This window comes from Ruegeria sp. AH12 (assembly GCF_056541465.1).
In genome coordinates this window covers 408644-424834 of the sequence record NZ_JBQFYL010000002.1, presented here as the reverse complement: position 1 = coordinate 424834, position 16191 = coordinate 408644, and the positions used below count along the sequence as shown (strand labels likewise).

The following is a 16191-nucleotide window of genomic DNA, read 5'->3' as shown; positions in this document are numbered from 1 at the left end:
TCGAACCCTCGATATTCGATTCTAGCAGGAGGGCCGGTGTTGCAAACCGCGAATACACCGGCCTCGAGGGCATTTGTTGTATCAATGAAACCGATGTACCCTGGTTTCACACAAGGCAATTTCAAATCCGCAAAAGCGGTATGTGCACCGCTCAAGATGAAGGCGAGAATTGCGATGCCAGGGCCGCAACGCATCACCCCAAGCTCACACTCGCCGCGCTTTCCGGCAGTTCCTCATCAAAGCAACGCTGATAGAACTCGGCCACGGTCTGACGCTCCAGCTCATCACACTTGTTCAGGAAGGACAGACGGAAGGCGTAGCCGACATCGCGGAAAATCTCGGCGTTCTGGGCCCAGTTGATCACGGTCCGAGGGCTCATCACGGTCGACAGGTCACCGTTCATGAAGGCGGTCCGGGTCAGGTCGGCAACGGTAACCATCTGGCTGACGGTCTTGCGGCCCTCGGCGGTGTTGTACAAAGGTGCCTTGGACAGCACGATCATCGTTTCCGCATCATGGCTGAGGTAGTTTAGCGTCGAGACAAGAGACCAGCGGTCCATCTGCGCCTGGTTGATCTGTTGTGTGCCGTGATAGAGGCCGGTTGTGTCGCCCAGACCCACAGTGTTTGCGGTGGCAAACAGGCGGAAGTTCGGGTTTGGTGTGATGATTTCGTTCTGGTCCAGCAAGGTCAGCTTGCCGTCATGCTCCAGAACGCGCTGGATCACAAACATCACGTCCGCGCGGCCCGCATCGTATTCGTCGAACACGATGGCAACGGGGTTGCGCAGGGCCCAGGGCAGGATGCCTTCGTGGAACTCGGTGACCTGCTTGCCGTCGCGCAGTTTGATCGCGTCTTTACCGATCAGGTCGATCCGGCTGATGTGGCTATCCAGGTTCACACGCACGGCGGGCCAGTTCAGGCGGGCGGCGACCTGTTCGATATGGGTCGACTTACCCGTACCGTGATAGCCCTGGATCATAACGCGCCGGTTATGGGTAAAGCCCGCCAAGATCGCCAGCGTGGTTTCCGGATCGAACTTATAGGTAGGGTCGATTGCCGGGACGCGGTCGCTTGATTCAGCAAACCCTTTGACCGCCATATCGCTATCAATGCCGAACACTTCACGAACCGAAATCTCTTCGGTTGGTTTTGCGTTGATGTCGATCGATCCGTCAGCCATGCGCCTTGTCCTTATCCTTTGGCCCGTTCACCGGGTTTGAACCCGTGTGTGGTGCAACATATTGCAGACAAGGGCAAGGGAAAGCCGCGTGATGAAATGGCTGACAGGATCTTTCTTTCAAACTGGCCTTATCGCGGGCAGAACCACGCTTAATCCAGAATGGCGTTACGCATCCGGACTAGGCTGCGTTCATCAACGAAACGCGGGGTCTGGTGCATGTAGTCGCGGAAGGCGCGGCCATAACCCTGCAGCAGCCAGCGTTCTTCGTTCAGAACGAACAGAAAGTAGATCACGAACAGGATGGCGGCCAGACCAAGGGTCACCCACGACCCGCTGGCGATACCCAAGCCAATCGTTGCCAGAACCGAGGTGACATATTGTGGATTGCGCGAATAGGCATACATGCCGCCGGTTACCAGCCCATCACTTTCGCAATAGGTGTTATCGAGCCCCAGGAACCGATAGCCCCAAAGCGTGATGCCAAAGGACATCAGCATGATCGGCAGGCCTAGCACATAGCGGATCCAATGACCCCAGCCGTTCACCCATACTTCTGACAGGGCAAACACAACGGTTGCACCGCAGAACAACCGAAACAGGCCAAAAGCCGTATGATGCCGCCATCCGTTTGCGCTGGGCCATAGGCCAAGCTGCGGAAGGCGCAGATTCAGAGAAAGATATCCGCTCAGCAACAAGGCCGAGCCCAGAGCAACACAAAGAGCAATCGTATGAGCGTGATAGATGAGGGGTTCCATATCGAATTCCGTTGTCAAAGGTCATGTTCGGATATGGGCACAGTGCGCAGCCCATAGGGACAGGCCGTAGCAAGGCTTTGTAACAGGTTGAGGACCCCAGAGCCGGTTAACGGTTCAGCGCGACGCCTCGGTTATTTTGAGAGTCATGAAAAGCGCGCGAAAGTTCGTTTCTGACAGAAAATAACTCGAAACCCGATGCATCTGTCGGTAGAATTACGACCAATAAAAAGTCGATTATGCAGAGCGTGTTCTAGTTTGGAAATGATTGATGTTGATGATGAAAAACTGAGCAATATTGATGCTCTAGTCAAACTCGTTGAAAGACGCGAATCCGCTGATCGGGATTTCGGACGCGCTATTGGAACCTTAAAGAATGATCTGGTCTACATAGACAAAGCTCTAAGAGCCGAGCCTGCCAAATGGCGGCAAAACAGGGCGTTCCATATCGTTCATGTACCAAGCTTCCTCGCCATCATGTCGATATTCGATGATATGGATCAGATGGTGTCTATATCGGATGATGAAAAACACCAGATTCTGATTTCGGTTCATCGAGCTGCGCAGTTGGCCAAAGTGGCTAGACGACGCATGGAACAATCCAAATTGATGGATGCTAAAACCGAGCTTGAGGTGCTTGCCCAATACGCGGCAATCCCAGACGAACCCTATCAAAAGCCGTCGCGCCTTACGCGCGCGTTCAACGGCCTTGCTTCGGCTTCGGACTCCGCCTGGCAGGGTGCGAAATCGCATGCAACTGCAATGCCTAATCTGGTTAGCGGCCTTCAGAGCGGTGTTTCAGGTACACTGTCGCGCGCCGCGTCTGCTCCGGCATTGTTCGAGAATTTGCAGAAAACCGTGTCTGGTGCACTGTCTGACACCGTTTTGACTCCGATATCCATGCGGCTGAATGCAGGGGGGCGAGCTCTGAAACATGGCGTCGGGGCCGGGGTCGGCTTGGGTGTTGTGGTTGGGGTCCTGTGCCCACCATTGTTGCCGCTTACGGCAGGGGGCGCAGTGCTTGCTGCGATGCGCGCCTGGCGCAAAGACATGGACAAAGCAGCCACGCTAAATCAGGCCGAACGCGAACAGCGCATTGCAGAGCTGCAATCCGAGCGAAAGGCCGCCTTGCGCCATTTGACCCACGGGGCGCCTGCGTTGCAGATGGAAACCGAAGACCTCAGCATGACACTGGATGTTGAAACCGGTCGCGCGGATGCGGTGATTTTAAAAGGCGAACACTCGGGCCGCCTGTGGTCGAACTTGTCCCCGGCTGACAAAGCAGAGCTTGGGATGAATCTGGCCGAAGGCGCGGCTAGCCTGCTTAATATCTTAGAGCTTGCGATAAAGGACTAACTTTCAGCCCCAAGCTACTTAAAGTTCCGGCTGTCCTTGATCTGATCCCAGGCCCAGACCACCTCTTGCAGTTGTTCCTCTTGTGACCGGTCGCCGCCATTCATGTCAGGGTGCAGGACCTTGATCAGCTTTTTATAGGCTTTGCGCACTTCGGCTTTGGACCAGCTGTCATTGGCTTCAAGAATCTCAATGGCGCGACGCTCGGTCGGCGGAAGGCGGCGCCCGCCGCCGCCTGACGTGCGGCCTTTGTTCTGGGTGCTGTTTGCGCCCAGAACCTGATGCGGATCCTCGATGCCCAGACGGGCCCAAGCGCGGGCTTCAGGGTCGCCCATGGGCTTTGTTTCACGTTCCCACACCTTGTCTTTCGAGCGTTGCGCATTCAGCTCGGCCTCGGTCGTGCCATCGAAGAAGTTCCATTTCTGGTTATATTCGCGCACATGTTGTTGGCAGAACCAGTAGAAATCATCCAGCACATCCGGGGCCTTGGGTGCGCGATACTTTCCGGGCTCCTGACATCCGGGATGGTCACAGATTCGCACCGAGGTTTCAGATGCGCCCGACATGCCCCGACGCCCGCGCGGGTTCTTTTTCTTGGCGCTGGAAACGGACATATCGAATCCAAAGGGGTCTGATTTCGCCATGCTTTATCCTCACGAACGCATCTTTTCGACTCGGAGGCAGCAGTTTAGTCTAAGCTGCCGAAAGTAGAAGAGGGGGGCGGCAAGTTTTTTGCCGCTGAGCACAAAATTGAGCATAACCGAGGACATCCGAACCCGCCTTCAAGCCGCCTTTGACCCGCGAGAGTTAGAGGTGATCGACGACAGCGAAAGCCATCGCGGCCATGCAGGCTTTCAGGAAGGCGGCGAGAGCCATTTCAACGTTCGCATCCGCGCCGCAGCATTCGAGGGCCAATCCCGTGTGGCGCGTCACCGGGCCGTGCACAAGGTGTTGGGAGACGTCGTGCCACGCATCCACGCACTGGCGTTGGATATTGGGGTTTGATGGAACCATCGCATTGCATTGTCGGAGTTAAGAAAATTGCTGATGTATCGACCTTTTTTTCTACTGGATGACGATGACTTTACAGGCTTCATAAGTCAGCTTTCGTTCTTCGCTATAGTAAATTAGCCGAACCAGCGTCATCAGCCCGGGCTTAGAAGCGATCACTTCGAATTCTTGTACCTCTGGGGATCCAAATACTAGTTGTGTGACTACTTCTATCGGTGGTAGAATTTGTGTCAGACTGCCCGAGAAAAAATTGATGTTTCTACTATACTCCGACAGCAATAGTGTAGCTCTTCCATCGACGGCTAAAACTATGTCTTCGCCGTTAACATCTTGGCAAAATGGCGTTGCTTCCAGCATTTTGTTTTCATCCGTTGAGGTCGGTTGAGTTACCCAATATGGGCAAACTCCACCAATTTCGTAGATGCTCGCCTCTCTATCGTCCGGTGTCCCTTTGTTCCATGAGAGGCTGCCCAGTCCTTCAGCCTGGCCACGAACTTGAACGGATCGATCAATGAGCGGCCCCGCATCAATTATCGCGCGGGGTCTGCCGCTGACTTCCGATACATCCTCTGGGAGCTCAATAATCTGGACATGTCCAACGATTGGAGCCTTCGCTCCGTATTGATGTACCAACTCACAGTTTCCAAACTCCAGATCTTCCAAATTGTGAAGATCGGGATTGAATTCAACAATTTGCACCAAACAACTGTAAGCTTCTGTCTCGTCTTTTCTGAGAAAAGTCAAAATAGTGCTGCGGCTGAGGGAAGTACTATTTCGAGTGCCGTCTGACGCGGAAGATTTGAAAACGTCGTAAGCGTGGATTTCGGTATGTAGCCCGGACCTGTTTCCTGGGAAGATCGTGATACTCTCACTTCCGGAAATCACGTTTTCATACGACACTGGAGAAGCCACTGTCCCGTAGAGTCCAGCGATGAGGCTGCCCTTGGCGTCGACGTTCGTCAGGCACCATGGAAGACTGAGGCCCTCTGGCTGTGTTTCTGACTGCGCGGCGATAGCGTAGGCTAAGCTAAACAGAGTTAAAAGCAATGCAAGTAATGTCCGCCAGAGGCGTAGAGAACTAGCCATTCGGCTAGCCATTTTTTTCCTCAGTTTTGCCATCCAACTCGGCCGACTTCAATGTCAATGGCGGCTCGTCCGCCTCTTCGGCGATGGGCTCAGGGGCTTGAACCGCATCCGGCCCTGGCACCGGCTGCGCCAACGGTAGGCCTTCTGGGGTTTCGCTGGGGGTTGGGGCTGCAACCACGGGTGCCGTCTCGACGTCTGGCGCGTCTTGCGCCACCGCCCGCCGAAACACCAGCACATTGCGCCAGTTCGTTGTCGACCCCGTCAGGCCCGAGCGTTCCTCGCTGGGCAGCAGTTCAGCGCGCTGGTATTCCCAGCCGTCCTGGCCCATCTGGTTCAACACCTGCTCGACCGAGGCGGCAAAGCGGCCCTCGGTCGTTTTCACGCCCTTGGCTTTGACACCTTTTTGAGGGGCGGGGATGACCTTGTATTCGTAGCGCTGCATCAACTGTTCCTAAACCATATTCGCGCCAACTTAACATGCTGGTCCCCGGGCGAAAGCATCGTTGCGGGATCGGCGAGATTTAGCTCCGCATGTTACCGCTGGTCTGTGCCGCTTTGGTCACAACTGACAGGCAAAGTTCCGTCGCCAGCGCCATGTCCTGCACCGAAATCCACTCCAACGGTCCGTGAATGCACTGCATGCCCGTGAACAGGTTGGGGCAGGGTGTGCCGAACTCGGTCAGGCGTGAGCCATCAGTGCCGCCCCGGATTGGAACCGAGAGGGGCTCAATCCCCAGTTCCCGGCAGGCTGCGCGGGCCAGATCAACGGGTGTCATGTCCTTTTCCAGCCAATAGCGCATGTTGCGGTATTGATGGCTGATGTCGCAGGTGATGGTCGCGCGAGGTTCGGATGCCTGAACAGCGTCGCAGACCTTGCGCACCAGATCGCGCTGGGCCTCAAGACCCTCCATCTCGAAATCCCGCAGGATCAGCTTGATCTCCATCTCGGACGAGCCGCCATTCATGTCGGTGACATGGATGAACCCTTCGCGCCCATCGGTGACTTCGGGGGTCAGTGTGGCCTGCGGCAGGGTCTGTACGATCTTTGCGGCCAGATGGGTGGCATTGACCATCTTTTCCTTAGCCAGCCCCGGGTGGATCGACACGCCGGTGATCTTGATCACCGCACGGTCAGCCGAGAAGCTTTCATATTCGATCTCGCCCACTTCCTGCCCGTCCAGCGTATAGGCGAAATCGGCCTTGAGGTCCTTAGGTAGTTGCTCGGTCACGCCGCGTCCGATTTCTTCGTCCGGAGTGAAAGCAATGCGGATGGGCCCGTGTGGAATGTCTGGATTTTCGATCAGGTGCCGCGCCATGGTCATCAGGATGGACACGCCGGCCTTGTCATCGGCGCCCAATAGAGTGGTGCCAGAAGCGGTGATCAGATCATGTCCGATCTTTTCGGCCAGATAAGGGTGCTCGCCTGGCGACAGAACCAGATCGGGATCGTCAGGAAAGGTGATCTCACCGCCGTTATAGCCTTTGATGACGCGTGGTTTGACACCGGTTGCGTTGAATTGCGGGGCGGTGTCGACATGGGCGAGGAAACCCACGGTCGGCCCTTCGGCGGTGCCGGGAATGGTCGCCACAACGACGCTGTCGCCAGTCATCTCGACATCCTGCGCGCCGATTTCAGTCAGCTCCTGCTGCAGCAGGTTCAGCATGTCGAACTGAATGGGCGTACTTGGGGTCGAAGGCGATGTCTCATCGCTTTGGCTGTCGATAGCCGCGTAGCGCATCAGACGGTCTTCAAGTTCCTGATCGAATTTTCTGGTCATGGCACCTCTCCTGTGCGGAAGAAAGGGCGCAAAAGAAAACGGAGTCAAGCAGGTGGCCTGACTCCGTCGCAGAACTTTGAAAACGGGGTTATGAGCCCAGCTTTTGGGCAACCAGCTCGTTCACGGCCTTGGGGTTGGCTTTGCCGCCGGTGGCTTTCATCACCTGACCGACAAACCAGCCAGCCAGTTTCGGGTTCACCTTGGCCTTTTCGACCTGCGCCGGGTTGGCGGCGATGATCTCGTCCAAAGCAGCCTCGATCGCGCCGGTGTCGGTGACCTGCTTCATGCCGCGCTCTTCGACGATCTTCGCCGGGTCACCACCTTCGGTGTAGACGATTTCGAACAGATCCTTGGCGATCTTGCCCGAGATGGCATCCGAGGAAATCAGGTCGATGATCCCACCCAACTGCGCCGGAGATACAGGCGAGTCGGTGATGTCGTGATCTTCTTTTTTCAGGCGCCCAAACAGCTCGTTGATGACCCAGTTCGCGGCCAGCTTGCCGTTGCGGCCTTTGGCGACCTCTTCGAAATAAGCGGCGCTTTCGACCTCGGCGGTCAGGACTGAGGCGTCATAGTCGGTCAGGCCGAACGTTTCGATGAACCGCGCCTTTTTCTCGTCGGGCAGCTCAGGCAGCTTGGCGGCGATGTCGTCAACCCACGCCTGTTCGATCTCCAAAGGCAGTAGGTCAGGGTCTGGGAAATAGCGGTAATCGTGCGCTTCTTCCTTGGACCGCATCGAGCGGGTCTCACCCTTGTCCGGATCGTACAGGCGTGTTTCTTGATCGACGGTGCCACCGCCTTCGACGATTGCGATCTGACGGCGGGCCTCGACCTCAATCGCCTGCTGGATGAAGCGCATCGAGTTCATGTTCTTGATCTCGCAGCGCGTGCCCAGATGCGAGAAGTCCTGCGTTTCCTGATACTTCTCATAAGCCCCCGGCAAACAGATCGAGACGTTCACGTCCGCCCGCAGGTTGCCGTTTTGCATGTTGCCATCACAGGTGCCTAGGTAGCGCATGATCTGGCGCAGCTTGGCGATATAAGCCGCAGCCTCTTCCGGGCCACGAATGTCGGGGCGCGAGACGATCTCCATCAGGCAGACGCCGGTCCGGTTCAGGTCAACAAAGGACATATGCGGGTCCATGTCGTGGATCGATTTGCCCGCGTCCTGCTCCATGTGGATACGTTCGATACGGACCATGCGCGCAGTGCCATCGCCCATCTCAACCAGCACTTCACCTTCGCCTACGATGGGGTGATAAAGCTGCGAGATCTGGTAGCCTTGTGGCAGGTCAGGGTAGAAATAGTTTTTGCGGTCAAAGGCCGATTTCAGATTGATATCCGCCTTCAAACCCAGACCGGTGCGCACGGCCTGTTCCACACAATATTCGTTGATCACCGGCAGCATACCGGGCATCGCCGCGTCCACGAAGGCCACGTTCGAGTTCGGCTCGGCCCCGAATTGGGTCGACGCGCCGGAAAACAGCTTGGCATTGGACGAGACCTGAGCGTGCACCTCCATCCCGATCACCAGTTCCCAGTCGTGCTTGGCCCCGGCAATGGTTTTGATTTTGGGCATTTCGTATGTCAGGTCGAGCATGTCGCGCCTCATTTCCGCAGAAGTCTAAGCCTGCGTATTAGGCCCGGCGGGGCCTAGGGGCAAGGGGGAAAGGCGCGATTCAGTGCTGCGAGAATTGCAGACCGGTGGGTGTAAAGGTCACATCCTTGCCGCTGCCCAACTCATCCCGGAAGAAATCGCCGATCGTACGCAGCGCATCGCGCTGTCCACGTGCTGCAAATCGCTCGGGTGAATTGATACGCACTGAGTTGTTGAAGCCCGCAGTTGCATGGGCCCAAATCAGCGGATGCAGTTCGGTCAGATGGTCGCGGATCAGCCAATTGGCGGTCTCGCGCATCTGGTTGCGGACCTGATCGGCCTTTTCGTTCAAGCCCAGCCCGTTTTGCACCGTGATCGCGCAATAAGCGGACAGCATATTGACCATTTGCTGACCGGGGTGCAGCCGCAGAATATCGCGCAGGCCTTCAAGGAAATACTCGACATCCACCCGCGCGCAAGCTTTGGCGTCCATCGCAATGGCGTCGAACTGGACCCATGTGTAACCGCCTGCGCCCCATGTGTCGTGTGTTCTGGCCGCGTTGCGTAGGGCTTGCAGTTCAAGCTCCTCATAGCTGCCGAACCAGCGAGGCAGCAGATGGCTGCCCATCGCGCGCATATGGCGCTGGTTTTTCGGGTCGAGGCCAATTAGGCGCTCATACTTCTCGGCGACCCGAGCGGTCTCCTTGCGTTGACCGGCCAGCAACGCACAGTTCGCCGCAGCGATGAGCGGGCTATCGGGTGCGGCAGCCGTGCAGTCCGGCAGGATTTGCCCGGCGCGGTCGAAATGGGCCGCGCAACGCGAACTGTGCAGCGCGGGCAAAGTCGCATCCGCCGAGTTGCCTCGCCAGGCCCACGCGATATCGATATGTGCCAGCGCGACGATTGCAGCAATCATTGGGTCACCCGGATGGTCGCGCATCTCGGTTTCAAGTTCCGAAATCCCGCCCAGCAGATCGTAATCGGATACGGCCTTGCCATCTGACAAGGCATGTTCCGCCGCCAAAACCACGTCAGACCGGGCGCCAAAACCCAACAAATCGGCAATCGGCATCCCATCCGGCGCCGTCGCGCCAGTCTGATCCGCAGCGCGCATTTCTGTGGACAATTCATCCCACCGATCTTGACGCGCCAGATGACGCCCGCGTTCGATCATCTCACGGCCCACAAGATCCTTGGGGTCAAGTTTGGCAACAGGAATGTTCAACTGACCCTGTTCGGGTAAAGCTGCGGCTAAAGCAGAATTAGCCGGACAGAAATCAGGTGCGGCCTGAGGTTTGTGAGGTGAAAATCGGGCAGAGAATGCCCGTGCAATGCGGAACATAGTGGAACTCGAGAACTTAAAAACTGGTAACTGCAAGGTAGGCTGGCCGGAAAACCCGACGATTTCAAGTTAAATGCGCGTTACCTTCCATGAATCCTGTGCAATCGCACTCCGCTGTGCGGATCGTTTCAGAAAACAGAGAAATGATGGCGCTCAACGCGGAAACCGGCTTGGGTGACAACGTTTTCAAACTCTTGATGCGGCGGCAACGACTCATCGGGCAGGCGGATGCGTTTTTCTGATTTCAGCACCAGTGAGACGCGGACCGAGAAATCCCAGCGCGTATCAAATCGAAAGAAATCAACCTCTTCCAAAGCGATCTGGCCCTGCCGTTTGCCGGAATACCAGCGCAGCGTATCCTGATCGAATTGAATACCTGCGCTGCTGTCGTGCAAAACATCCCATATCGCGGGCAGGGTGGTCAAAGCCAGCAAAGCCATCAGCCACCATACGGCGTCAAACAGAATAATCAGCGCAAGCAAAGTCGCGTAGATACCAATCAGAAGAATGACTGCCCGAGGGTTCCGATTGCGCCGCGTGAACGTGTAGGTCGTCATGCGCCCAGGATGCGCGAGATCATTTCGGTCGTGTCGCGCGACAGGTTTGGTGTTTCGGAAATGCGGGTCAGTTGCGCCTGGATCAGGTCCTGTCGGCCCGCATCATACCGCCGCCAGGTCTGGAAGGCCGAACACATGCGCGCTGTGGTTTGCGGGTTCACGGGATCCAGTTTGATCAACCAATCGGTCAGTAGTTGATACCCTGCGCCATCAAGCTGATGAAAGCCTGCATGATTCATCGCCAAACCACCCAACACAGCGCGGAATCGATTGGGATTTTTCCAATTGAAGTCAGCATGTTCCGCTAGCTTCTGTGCGACATCCGCCGTGACTTCGGGCGCGGCCATTGCCACTTGCAAACCGAACCATTTGTCGATGACCAGCCGATCATGCTGCCATTGATCATAGAATCCGGCCAATTCCGCCTTGCCTTTCCGGGCACGCAGAAGGCAGGACAGGGCCGAGAGTTGCAAGGTCATGTTATCCGACTTCGCGTAGGATTCAGCCGCCAGTGCGCCTCCATCCAGACGGGTGGTCAAAGCCAATGCCGCACCGCCCAGTGCGCGCTTGCCGGATTGTTCGGCATCCGGCGCATAGGGCGCGTCCACGAGGGCTTCGCCATGCAGGCGGGGCAACAGGTCTTGCAGGTGCTGGGCTGTGGCTTGCCGCAAGGTTTCGGTCGCGGTCCAGATCGCCATCGGATCGGGCGCACGGCCCCGTTCGTGTAAAGCCGCCGCAAGTTCCGATTGTGTGGGCAGGCCCAGCATCAGCGCTCGGTAGGCGGGGTCTAAATCCCCATCGCGCAGCACGGCCAGCAACCCGTCCAGGTAGTCGGTTCCTGGTGTTGCGTCCTCTGCAATCATGCGCAGTAGCGTATCTTCGGCCAGCGAACGCCCGGCTTGCCAGCGGTTAAATGGGTCGGTGTCATGGGCCAGCAAGAAGGCACGATCTGCGTTGGTGTGATCGTGTTCAAGGATCACCGGCGCCGAGAAATCTCGCAGGATTGACGGTACCGGCCTGGCCGTGAGATCCGAGAAGGTAAAGCTCTGCCCGGTTTTGGTCAGTTCCAGTATTTCGGTGGCGCGCACCTCATCGCCATTGGGGCCCAACAGGCCCACGGCCACGGGTATCACCTGAGGCGCTTTGTTGTCCTGACCCGGCGTAGGTTCGGTGCGCTGGCGAAGCGTCAGGGTATAAGTGCCATTGTCCCAATGTTCGGCGACGGAAACTCGAGGCGTGCCGGATTGGCTGTACCAGCGTTTGAACTGGCTGAGGTCGCGGCCTGTCGTGTCTTCGAACACTTGTAGCCAGTCCTCGATCGTGCAGGCCTGCCCGTCATGGCGGTCAAAGTAGAGGTTTAGCGCTTTGGCATATGCCGTATCCCCGACCAGCCGTTTCAACATGCCAATCACCTCGGCGCCTTTTTCATAGACTGTCGAGGTGTAGAAGTTGTTGATTTCCTGAAAACTCTCAGGTCTGACAGGGTGCGACAATGGCCCATTATCCTCGGGGAACTGGCGTGCGCGCAGATCGATGGCGTCGTGAATGCGTTTCACCGGAGCTGAGCGCATGTCGGAGGTGAACTGCGCATCACGGAACACCGTCAGCCCCTCTTTCAAACACAGCTGGAACCAATCGCGGCAGGTGATGCGATTGCCGGTCCAGTTGTGGAAATACTCATGCGCAATGATGGCCTCAATCCGTTCGAAATTCAGATCGGTCGAGGTTTCGGGGCTGGCCAACACGGCGGAAGAGTTGAAGATGTTCAACCCCTTGTTCTCCATCGCGCCCATGTTGAAATCATCCACGGCGACGATGTTGAACACATCAAGATCGTATTCGCGGCCGTAGACGTCCTCATCCCATTTCATGGACTTCTTCAGCGCCTCCATCCCGAAGGCGCATTTGCCTTCGTCACCGGAGCGGACCCAGAGGTTCAGCTCGACCTCGCGGCCCGATTGGGTGGTGAACTGACCGAGATGGGCGATCAGGTCTCCGGCGACCAGCGCGAACAGATAGGCGGGTTTGGGCCAGGGATCGGTCCATTCGGCCCAGCCTTTGCCTTTGCCCGATGGGTTGCCATTAGACAGCAGAACAGGAAGGTCGCCGTTGATCCGTACTGTGAATGTGGACATTACATCGGGGCGGTCGGGATAGTAGGTGATCTTGCGGAAGCCTTCAGCCTCGCATTGAGTGCAGTACATGCCGTTTGACATATAGAGCCCTTCAAGCGCGGTGTTGTTGCCCGGGTCGATTTCAACCTCGGCTTCCCAGATAAATGGAGTATCGGGGACATCGACAGTCAAACCTTGCTCGGTCACTGCAGGGTTCACTTCTGTGCCATCAATGGACGCACGTATCAGCTTTAACTCTTCCCCATGCAAATAGAAGCGGCGATCCGAGGCATCGGGGTTTGGCCTAAACGCGATGCGCGATTTAACCCGCGTTGCATGCGGGGCAAGATCAAAGGTCAGGTGAACGCTGTCCACCAGGAACCCAAAGGGTGTGTAGTCTTTCAGATAGATCGTTTTGCCGGTTTCGTCGCGCATCCGAGGCCTCGCATCGGTTTTGGGTTTTTCGCGACGTTAGGAGCTTCGATCCGGGGCTGCAACCAGCCTGCGGGATTGTCTTGCGGCTTTTGAAACAGCTTTAAGCAAAACTGTGCGATGGGAAACCTTCGACAAAAGTTGCCTATCGGAAACATTCGGCCTAAGTCAGTTTGGCATACATCGGCACACAATCGCAGGAGAGCAACATATGAGTGGCAGACAGGCCCTGAGCGGGTTGCAGGTAGACCCAATACTGGTTGAGTTTATCGAGACGCAGGCGCTGCCAGGGACAGGCGTATCGTCCCAGCATTTCTGGGCTGGTCTTGCACGTATGGTTCAAGAGCTGGGGCCCAAGAACCGTGCCCTTCTGGCCAAACGCGCGGACATTCAAAGCCGTATTGATGGCTGGCATCTTGCAGAAAAATCGCAACCCATGGATCCCTCCGCCTATCAGGCGTTTCTGAAAGAGATCGGGTATCTGGTCGATGAGGGCGACGCGTTTCAGATCGAAACGGCAAATGTGGACCCCGAAATCGCGCTGACCCCTGGCCCGCAACTGGTTGTGCCAATTACCAATGCCCGCTTTGCTTTGAACGCGGCAAACGCCCGCTGGGGCAGCCTGTATGATGCACTCTACGGGACAGACGCAATGGGCGATCTGCCTGCGGGTGGGGGCTATGACGTGAAGCGTGGGGCGCGTGTAATTGCATGGGCGAAGGCGTTTCTGGATGAGGTTGCGCCGCTTGCCGAAGGATCATGGGCTGATGTCACGGGGCTGACCATCGATGCCGGCGCGTTGACCCCCGCGTTGGCCAATCCTGCACAGTTTGCCGGTTTCGGCGGGGAAGCAAATAAGCCTGCGTTCGTATTGTTGAAAAACAATGGCTTGCACATTCAAATCATGATCGACCCGTCCAGCGCAATTGGGACAAGTGATCCTGCGGGCATTGCCGATATGCGCCTGGAATCAGCGCTGTCGACCATCATGGATTGCGAAGATTCGGTCGCCTGCGTGGATGCCGAAGATAAGGTTGTCGCCTACGGCAACTGGCTGGGCTTAATGAAGGGCGACCTGACCGAAGAGGTCACGAAGGGCGGCAAAACCTTCACCCGTAAGCTTGCGGATGATGTGGAATACACCGCTGCTGACGGAGCTCAGGCGTCGCTAAAGGGCCGGTCGCTGATGTTGATACGGAATGTGGGCCACCTGATGACCAACCCGGCCGTATTGGACGCTGAAGGCAATGAGATCGGTGAGGGGCTGATGGATGCGCTGTGCACCACGCTGATCGCAATGCATGACCTGAAGCGTGACGGCGGGAACTCGGTCGAAGGGTCCGTTTATGTGGTCAAACCCAAGATGCATGGCCCCGAAGAGGTCGCGTTCGCGGTTGAGATTTTCGACATGGTCGAAGACGTTCTGGGACTGCCACGCAACACCGTGAAACTGGGCATCATGGACGAGGAACGCCGCACCTCGGCAAACCTCAAGGAGTGCATCCGCGCCGCGAAATCGCGCGTGGCGTTTATCAATACCGGGTTCCTGGATCGCACCGGGGATGAGATTCATACCTCAATGGAAGCGGGTCCGATGTTGCCCAAGGGGGACATCAAAACCACGCCGTGGATTGCCTCATATGAGGATCGCAATGTCGATATCGGACTGGCCTGCGGTCTCAAGGGCAAGGCGCAGATCGGCAAAGGTATGTGGGCGATGCCCGACCGGATGGGAGAGATGCTGGAAGCCAAGATCGGCCACCCGCAATCTGGCGCAACCTGCGCCTGGGTTCCATCTCCTACAGCGGCAACTCTGCATGCAACGCATTACCACAAGGTGGATGTGCTGGCCCGGCAGGATGAAATTGCGGCGGGCGGCGCGCGCGGCACTTTGGATGATCTGCTGACGGTTCCATTATTGGATGGTCGCAACCTGAGCGATGAGGAAATCACCCGTGAGATCGAAAATAACGCGCAGGGTATCCTTGGCTATGTGGTGCGATGGGTCGATCAGGGTGTTGGCTGTTCAAAAGTGCCAGACATCCATGATGTCGGGTTGATGGAGGATCGCGCGACCTGCCGTATCTCATCCCAAGCCTTGGCGAACTGGGTGCACCATGATGTGGTGAGCGAGCAGCAGGTGATGGCCGCGATGCAGAAAATGGCAGCTGTGGTGGATCGGCAGAATGCGAGCGATTCAAACTATGTTCCGATGGCGCCGGGATTTGACGGTGTGGCTTTTCAGGCTGCTTGCGATCTGGTCTTCAAGGGCCGGGTTCAACCGTCAGGCTACACCGAACCGGTCCTGCATGCGCGGCGGTTGGAATTCAAAGCCAGTCAGGATTGAGTGGTAGTTGCGGGAACGAGGGGGCTGTCTGCCCCCTCGCGCTCCCCCGAGGATATTTTTGGCCAGATGAAGGGATCAGGTATGGGTATTTCTTTGCGCAAGGCGCGGACCATTATACGTAAAGCGATGGAAAAAGGGCGGGAAATGGAACTAAAACCACTGTCGGTTGTGGTTCTGGATGCCGGCGGTCATGTTATCGCGTTTGAGCGTGAAGACGGTGCCGCCCCTGGCCGGTTCGCCATTGCGCAGGGCAAGGCCTATGGTGCGGTCATGCTGGGCATGGCAGGCACGGCGCAGATGCAGCGGGCTGAAGCGCAGGCCTATTTTATGGCCGCGGTGAACGGCGTGTACAGCGGACAGGTCGTGCCAGTGCCGGGCGGCATTCTGCTGCGCGACCGCAAAGGTGCCGTGATCGGTGCGGTTGGTGTGACGGGCGATACCTCTGACAATGATGCCGTCGCAGGCATGGCAGGGATCGAAGCAGCTGGGCTGACGGGCGAAATCTGACCCGGCACTGTCCAGTTAATAGGCGTGTGCGCAATTGAACATTGCTTTGCGCTGTTATGCAGCCTGTGCTCTGTTGCACGGGCTGCTTTGTGTCGATAGCGTCAGTTCCAATCAATGCAAAAGCAAGGACATTGG

General features: G+C 56.9%; 14 protein-coding genes. 4 read left to right on the top strand and 10 right to left on the bottom strand.

What is annotated here, in order from left to right; all coding sequences use genetic code 11:
* Positions 1-193: 193 nt before the first annotated feature.
* Together cobS and ACR0EL_RS06175 are read right to left on the bottom strand one after the other, a co-directional pair.
* Positions 194-1180, bottom strand: a complete 987-nt coding sequence (gene cobS, locus ACR0EL_RS06180; RefSeq protein WP_480498901.1) for a cobaltochelatase subunit CobS — start codon at positions 1178-1180, stop codon at positions 194-196.
* A 149-nt stretch (positions 1181-1329) separates the two neighbouring features.
* On the bottom strand, positions 1330-1935 hold the full coding sequence (locus tag ACR0EL_RS06175; protein WP_480498900.1) for a methyltransferase family protein: 606 nt from the start codon (positions 1933-1935) through the stop codon (positions 1330-1332).
* 261 nt (positions 1936-2196) lie between these two features.
* On the opposite strand from ACR0EL_RS06175, the gene ACR0EL_RS06170 reads away from it, so the two are divergent.
* On the top strand, positions 2197-3288 hold the full coding sequence (locus ACR0EL_RS06170; protein WP_480498899.1) for a hypothetical protein: 1092 nt from the start codon (positions 2197-2199) through the stop codon (positions 3286-3288).
* A 14-nt stretch (positions 3289-3302) separates the two neighbouring features.
* Here ACR0EL_RS06170 and ACR0EL_RS06165 read toward each other — a convergent pair whose 3' ends face one another.
* On the bottom strand, positions 3303-3929 hold the full coding sequence (locus ACR0EL_RS06165) for a J domain-containing protein (RefSeq protein WP_170532183.1): 627 nt from the start codon (positions 3927-3929) through the stop codon (positions 3303-3305).
* Between the two features lie 106 nt (positions 3930-4035).
* Between ACR0EL_RS06165 and ACR0EL_RS06160 the strand changes: the two genes are divergently transcribed.
* A complete protein-coding gene (locus ACR0EL_RS06160) occupies positions 4036-4290 on the top strand; it encodes a BolA family protein (RefSeq protein ID WP_480498898.1) in 255 nt (84 codons plus the stop codon).
* A gap of 60 nt (positions 4291-4350) precedes the next feature.
* Here ACR0EL_RS06160 and ACR0EL_RS06155 read toward each other — a convergent pair whose 3' ends face one another.
* From ACR0EL_RS06155 to pepN, 7 genes are all read right to left on the bottom strand, one after another.
* Entirely contained in the window at positions 4351-5382 is a 1032-nt protein-coding gene (locus ACR0EL_RS06155; RefSeq protein ID WP_480498897.1) for a hypothetical protein, read from the bottom strand.
* Between the two features lie 4 nt (positions 5383-5386).
* A complete protein-coding gene (locus ACR0EL_RS06150) occupies positions 5387-5824 on the bottom strand; it encodes a DUF4177 domain-containing protein (protein WP_480498896.1) in 438 nt (145 codons plus the stop codon).
* Positions 5825-5903: 79 nt separating this feature from the next.
* A complete protein-coding gene (gene pepT / locus ACR0EL_RS06145) occupies positions 5904-7160 on the bottom strand; it encodes a peptidase T (protein WP_480498895.1) in 1257 nt (418 codons plus the stop codon).
* Between the two features lie 88 nt (positions 7161-7248).
* On the bottom strand, positions 7249-8760 hold the full coding sequence (gene gatB / locus ACR0EL_RS06140; RefSeq protein ID WP_480498894.1) for an Asp-tRNA(Asn)/Glu-tRNA(Gln) amidotransferase subunit GatB: 1512 nt from the start codon (positions 8758-8760) through the stop codon (positions 7249-7251).
* A 79-nt stretch (positions 8761-8839) separates the two neighbouring features.
* Positions 8840-10099: a hypothetical protein gene (locus ACR0EL_RS06135; RefSeq protein ID WP_480498893.1), complete on the bottom strand. Its 1260-nt coding sequence runs from the start codon at positions 10097-10099 to the stop codon at positions 8840-8842.
* Between the two features lie 128 nt (positions 10100-10227).
* Positions 10228-10656 (bottom strand): hypothetical protein, encoded by a 429-nt coding sequence (locus tag ACR0EL_RS06130; RefSeq protein WP_480498892.1) that lies wholly within the window; start codon positions 10654-10656, stop codon positions 10228-10230.
* Complete coding sequence (gene pepN, locus ACR0EL_RS06125) at positions 10653-13205, bottom strand: aminopeptidase N (RefSeq protein WP_480498891.1); 2553 nt, start codon at positions 13203-13205, stop codon at positions 10653-10655. The genes ACR0EL_RS06130 and pepN overlap by 4 nt, the downstream gene beginning before the upstream one ends.
* A 208-nt stretch (positions 13206-13413) precedes the next feature.
* On the opposite strand from pepN, the gene ACR0EL_RS06120 reads away from it, so the two are divergent.
* Both ACR0EL_RS06120 and ACR0EL_RS06115 read left to right on the top strand, forming a co-directional pair.
* A complete protein-coding gene (locus ACR0EL_RS06120) occupies positions 13414-15549 on the top strand; it encodes a malate synthase G (RefSeq protein WP_480498890.1) in 2136 nt (711 codons plus the stop codon).
* A gap of 81 nt (positions 15550-15630) precedes the next feature.
* Positions 15631-16056, top strand: a complete 426-nt coding sequence (locus ACR0EL_RS06115) for a GlcG/HbpS family heme-binding protein (protein ID WP_480499008.1) — start codon at positions 15631-15633, stop codon at positions 16054-16056.
* Positions 16057-16191: the final 135 nt, after the last annotated feature.

What these genes read in the sequence shown, in the direction of transcription:
- ACR0EL_RS06150 (WP_480498896.1), bottom strand. Translation starts at nt 5,824, where the DNA reads ATGCAGCGCTACGAATACAAGGTCATCCCCGCCCCTCAAAAAGGTGTC.
- cobS (WP_480498901.1), bottom strand. Translation starts at nt 1,180, where the DNA reads ATGGCTGACGGATCGATCGACATCAACGCAAAACCAACCGAAGAGATT.
- pepN (WP_480498891.1), bottom strand. Translation starts at nt 13,205, where the DNA reads ATGCGCGACGAAACCGGCAAAACGATCTATCTGAAAGACTACACACCC.
- gatB (WP_480498894.1), bottom strand. Translation starts at nt 8,760, where the DNA reads ATGCTCGACCTGACATACGAAATGCCCAAAATCAAAACCATTGCCGGG.
- ACR0EL_RS06115 (WP_480499008.1), top strand. Translation starts at nt 15,631, where the DNA reads ATGGGTATTTCTTTGCGCAAGGCGCGGACCATTATACGTAAAGCGATG.
- ACR0EL_RS06120 (WP_480498890.1), top strand. Translation starts at nt 13,414, where the DNA reads ATGAGTGGCAGACAGGCCCTGAGCGGGTTGCAGGTAGACCCAATACTG.
- ACR0EL_RS06170 (WP_480498899.1), top strand. Translation starts at nt 2,197, where the DNA reads ATGATTGATGTTGATGATGAAAAACTGAGCAATATTGATGCTCTAGTC.
- ACR0EL_RS06165 (WP_170532183.1), bottom strand. Translation starts at nt 3,929, where the DNA reads ATGGCGAAATCAGACCCCTTTGGATTCGATATGTCCGTTTCCAGCGCC.
- ACR0EL_RS06155 (WP_480498897.1), bottom strand. Translation starts at nt 5,382, where the DNA reads ATGGCTAGTTCTCTACGCCTCTGGCGGACATTACTTGCATTGCTTTTA.
- ACR0EL_RS06175 (WP_480498900.1), bottom strand. Translation starts at nt 1,935, where the DNA reads ATGGAACCCCTCATCTATCACGCTCATACGATTGCTCTTTGTGTTGCT.
- ACR0EL_RS06135 (WP_480498893.1), bottom strand. Translation starts at nt 10,099, where the DNA reads ATGTTCCGCATTGCACGGGCATTCTCTGCCCGATTTTCACCTCACAAA.
- pepT (WP_480498895.1), bottom strand. Translation starts at nt 7,160, where the DNA reads ATGACCAGAAAATTCGATCAGGAACTTGAAGACCGTCTGATGCGCTAC.
- ACR0EL_RS06130 (WP_480498892.1), bottom strand. Translation starts at nt 10,656, where the DNA reads ATGACGACCTACACGTTCACGCGGCGCAATCGGAACCCTCGGGCAGTC.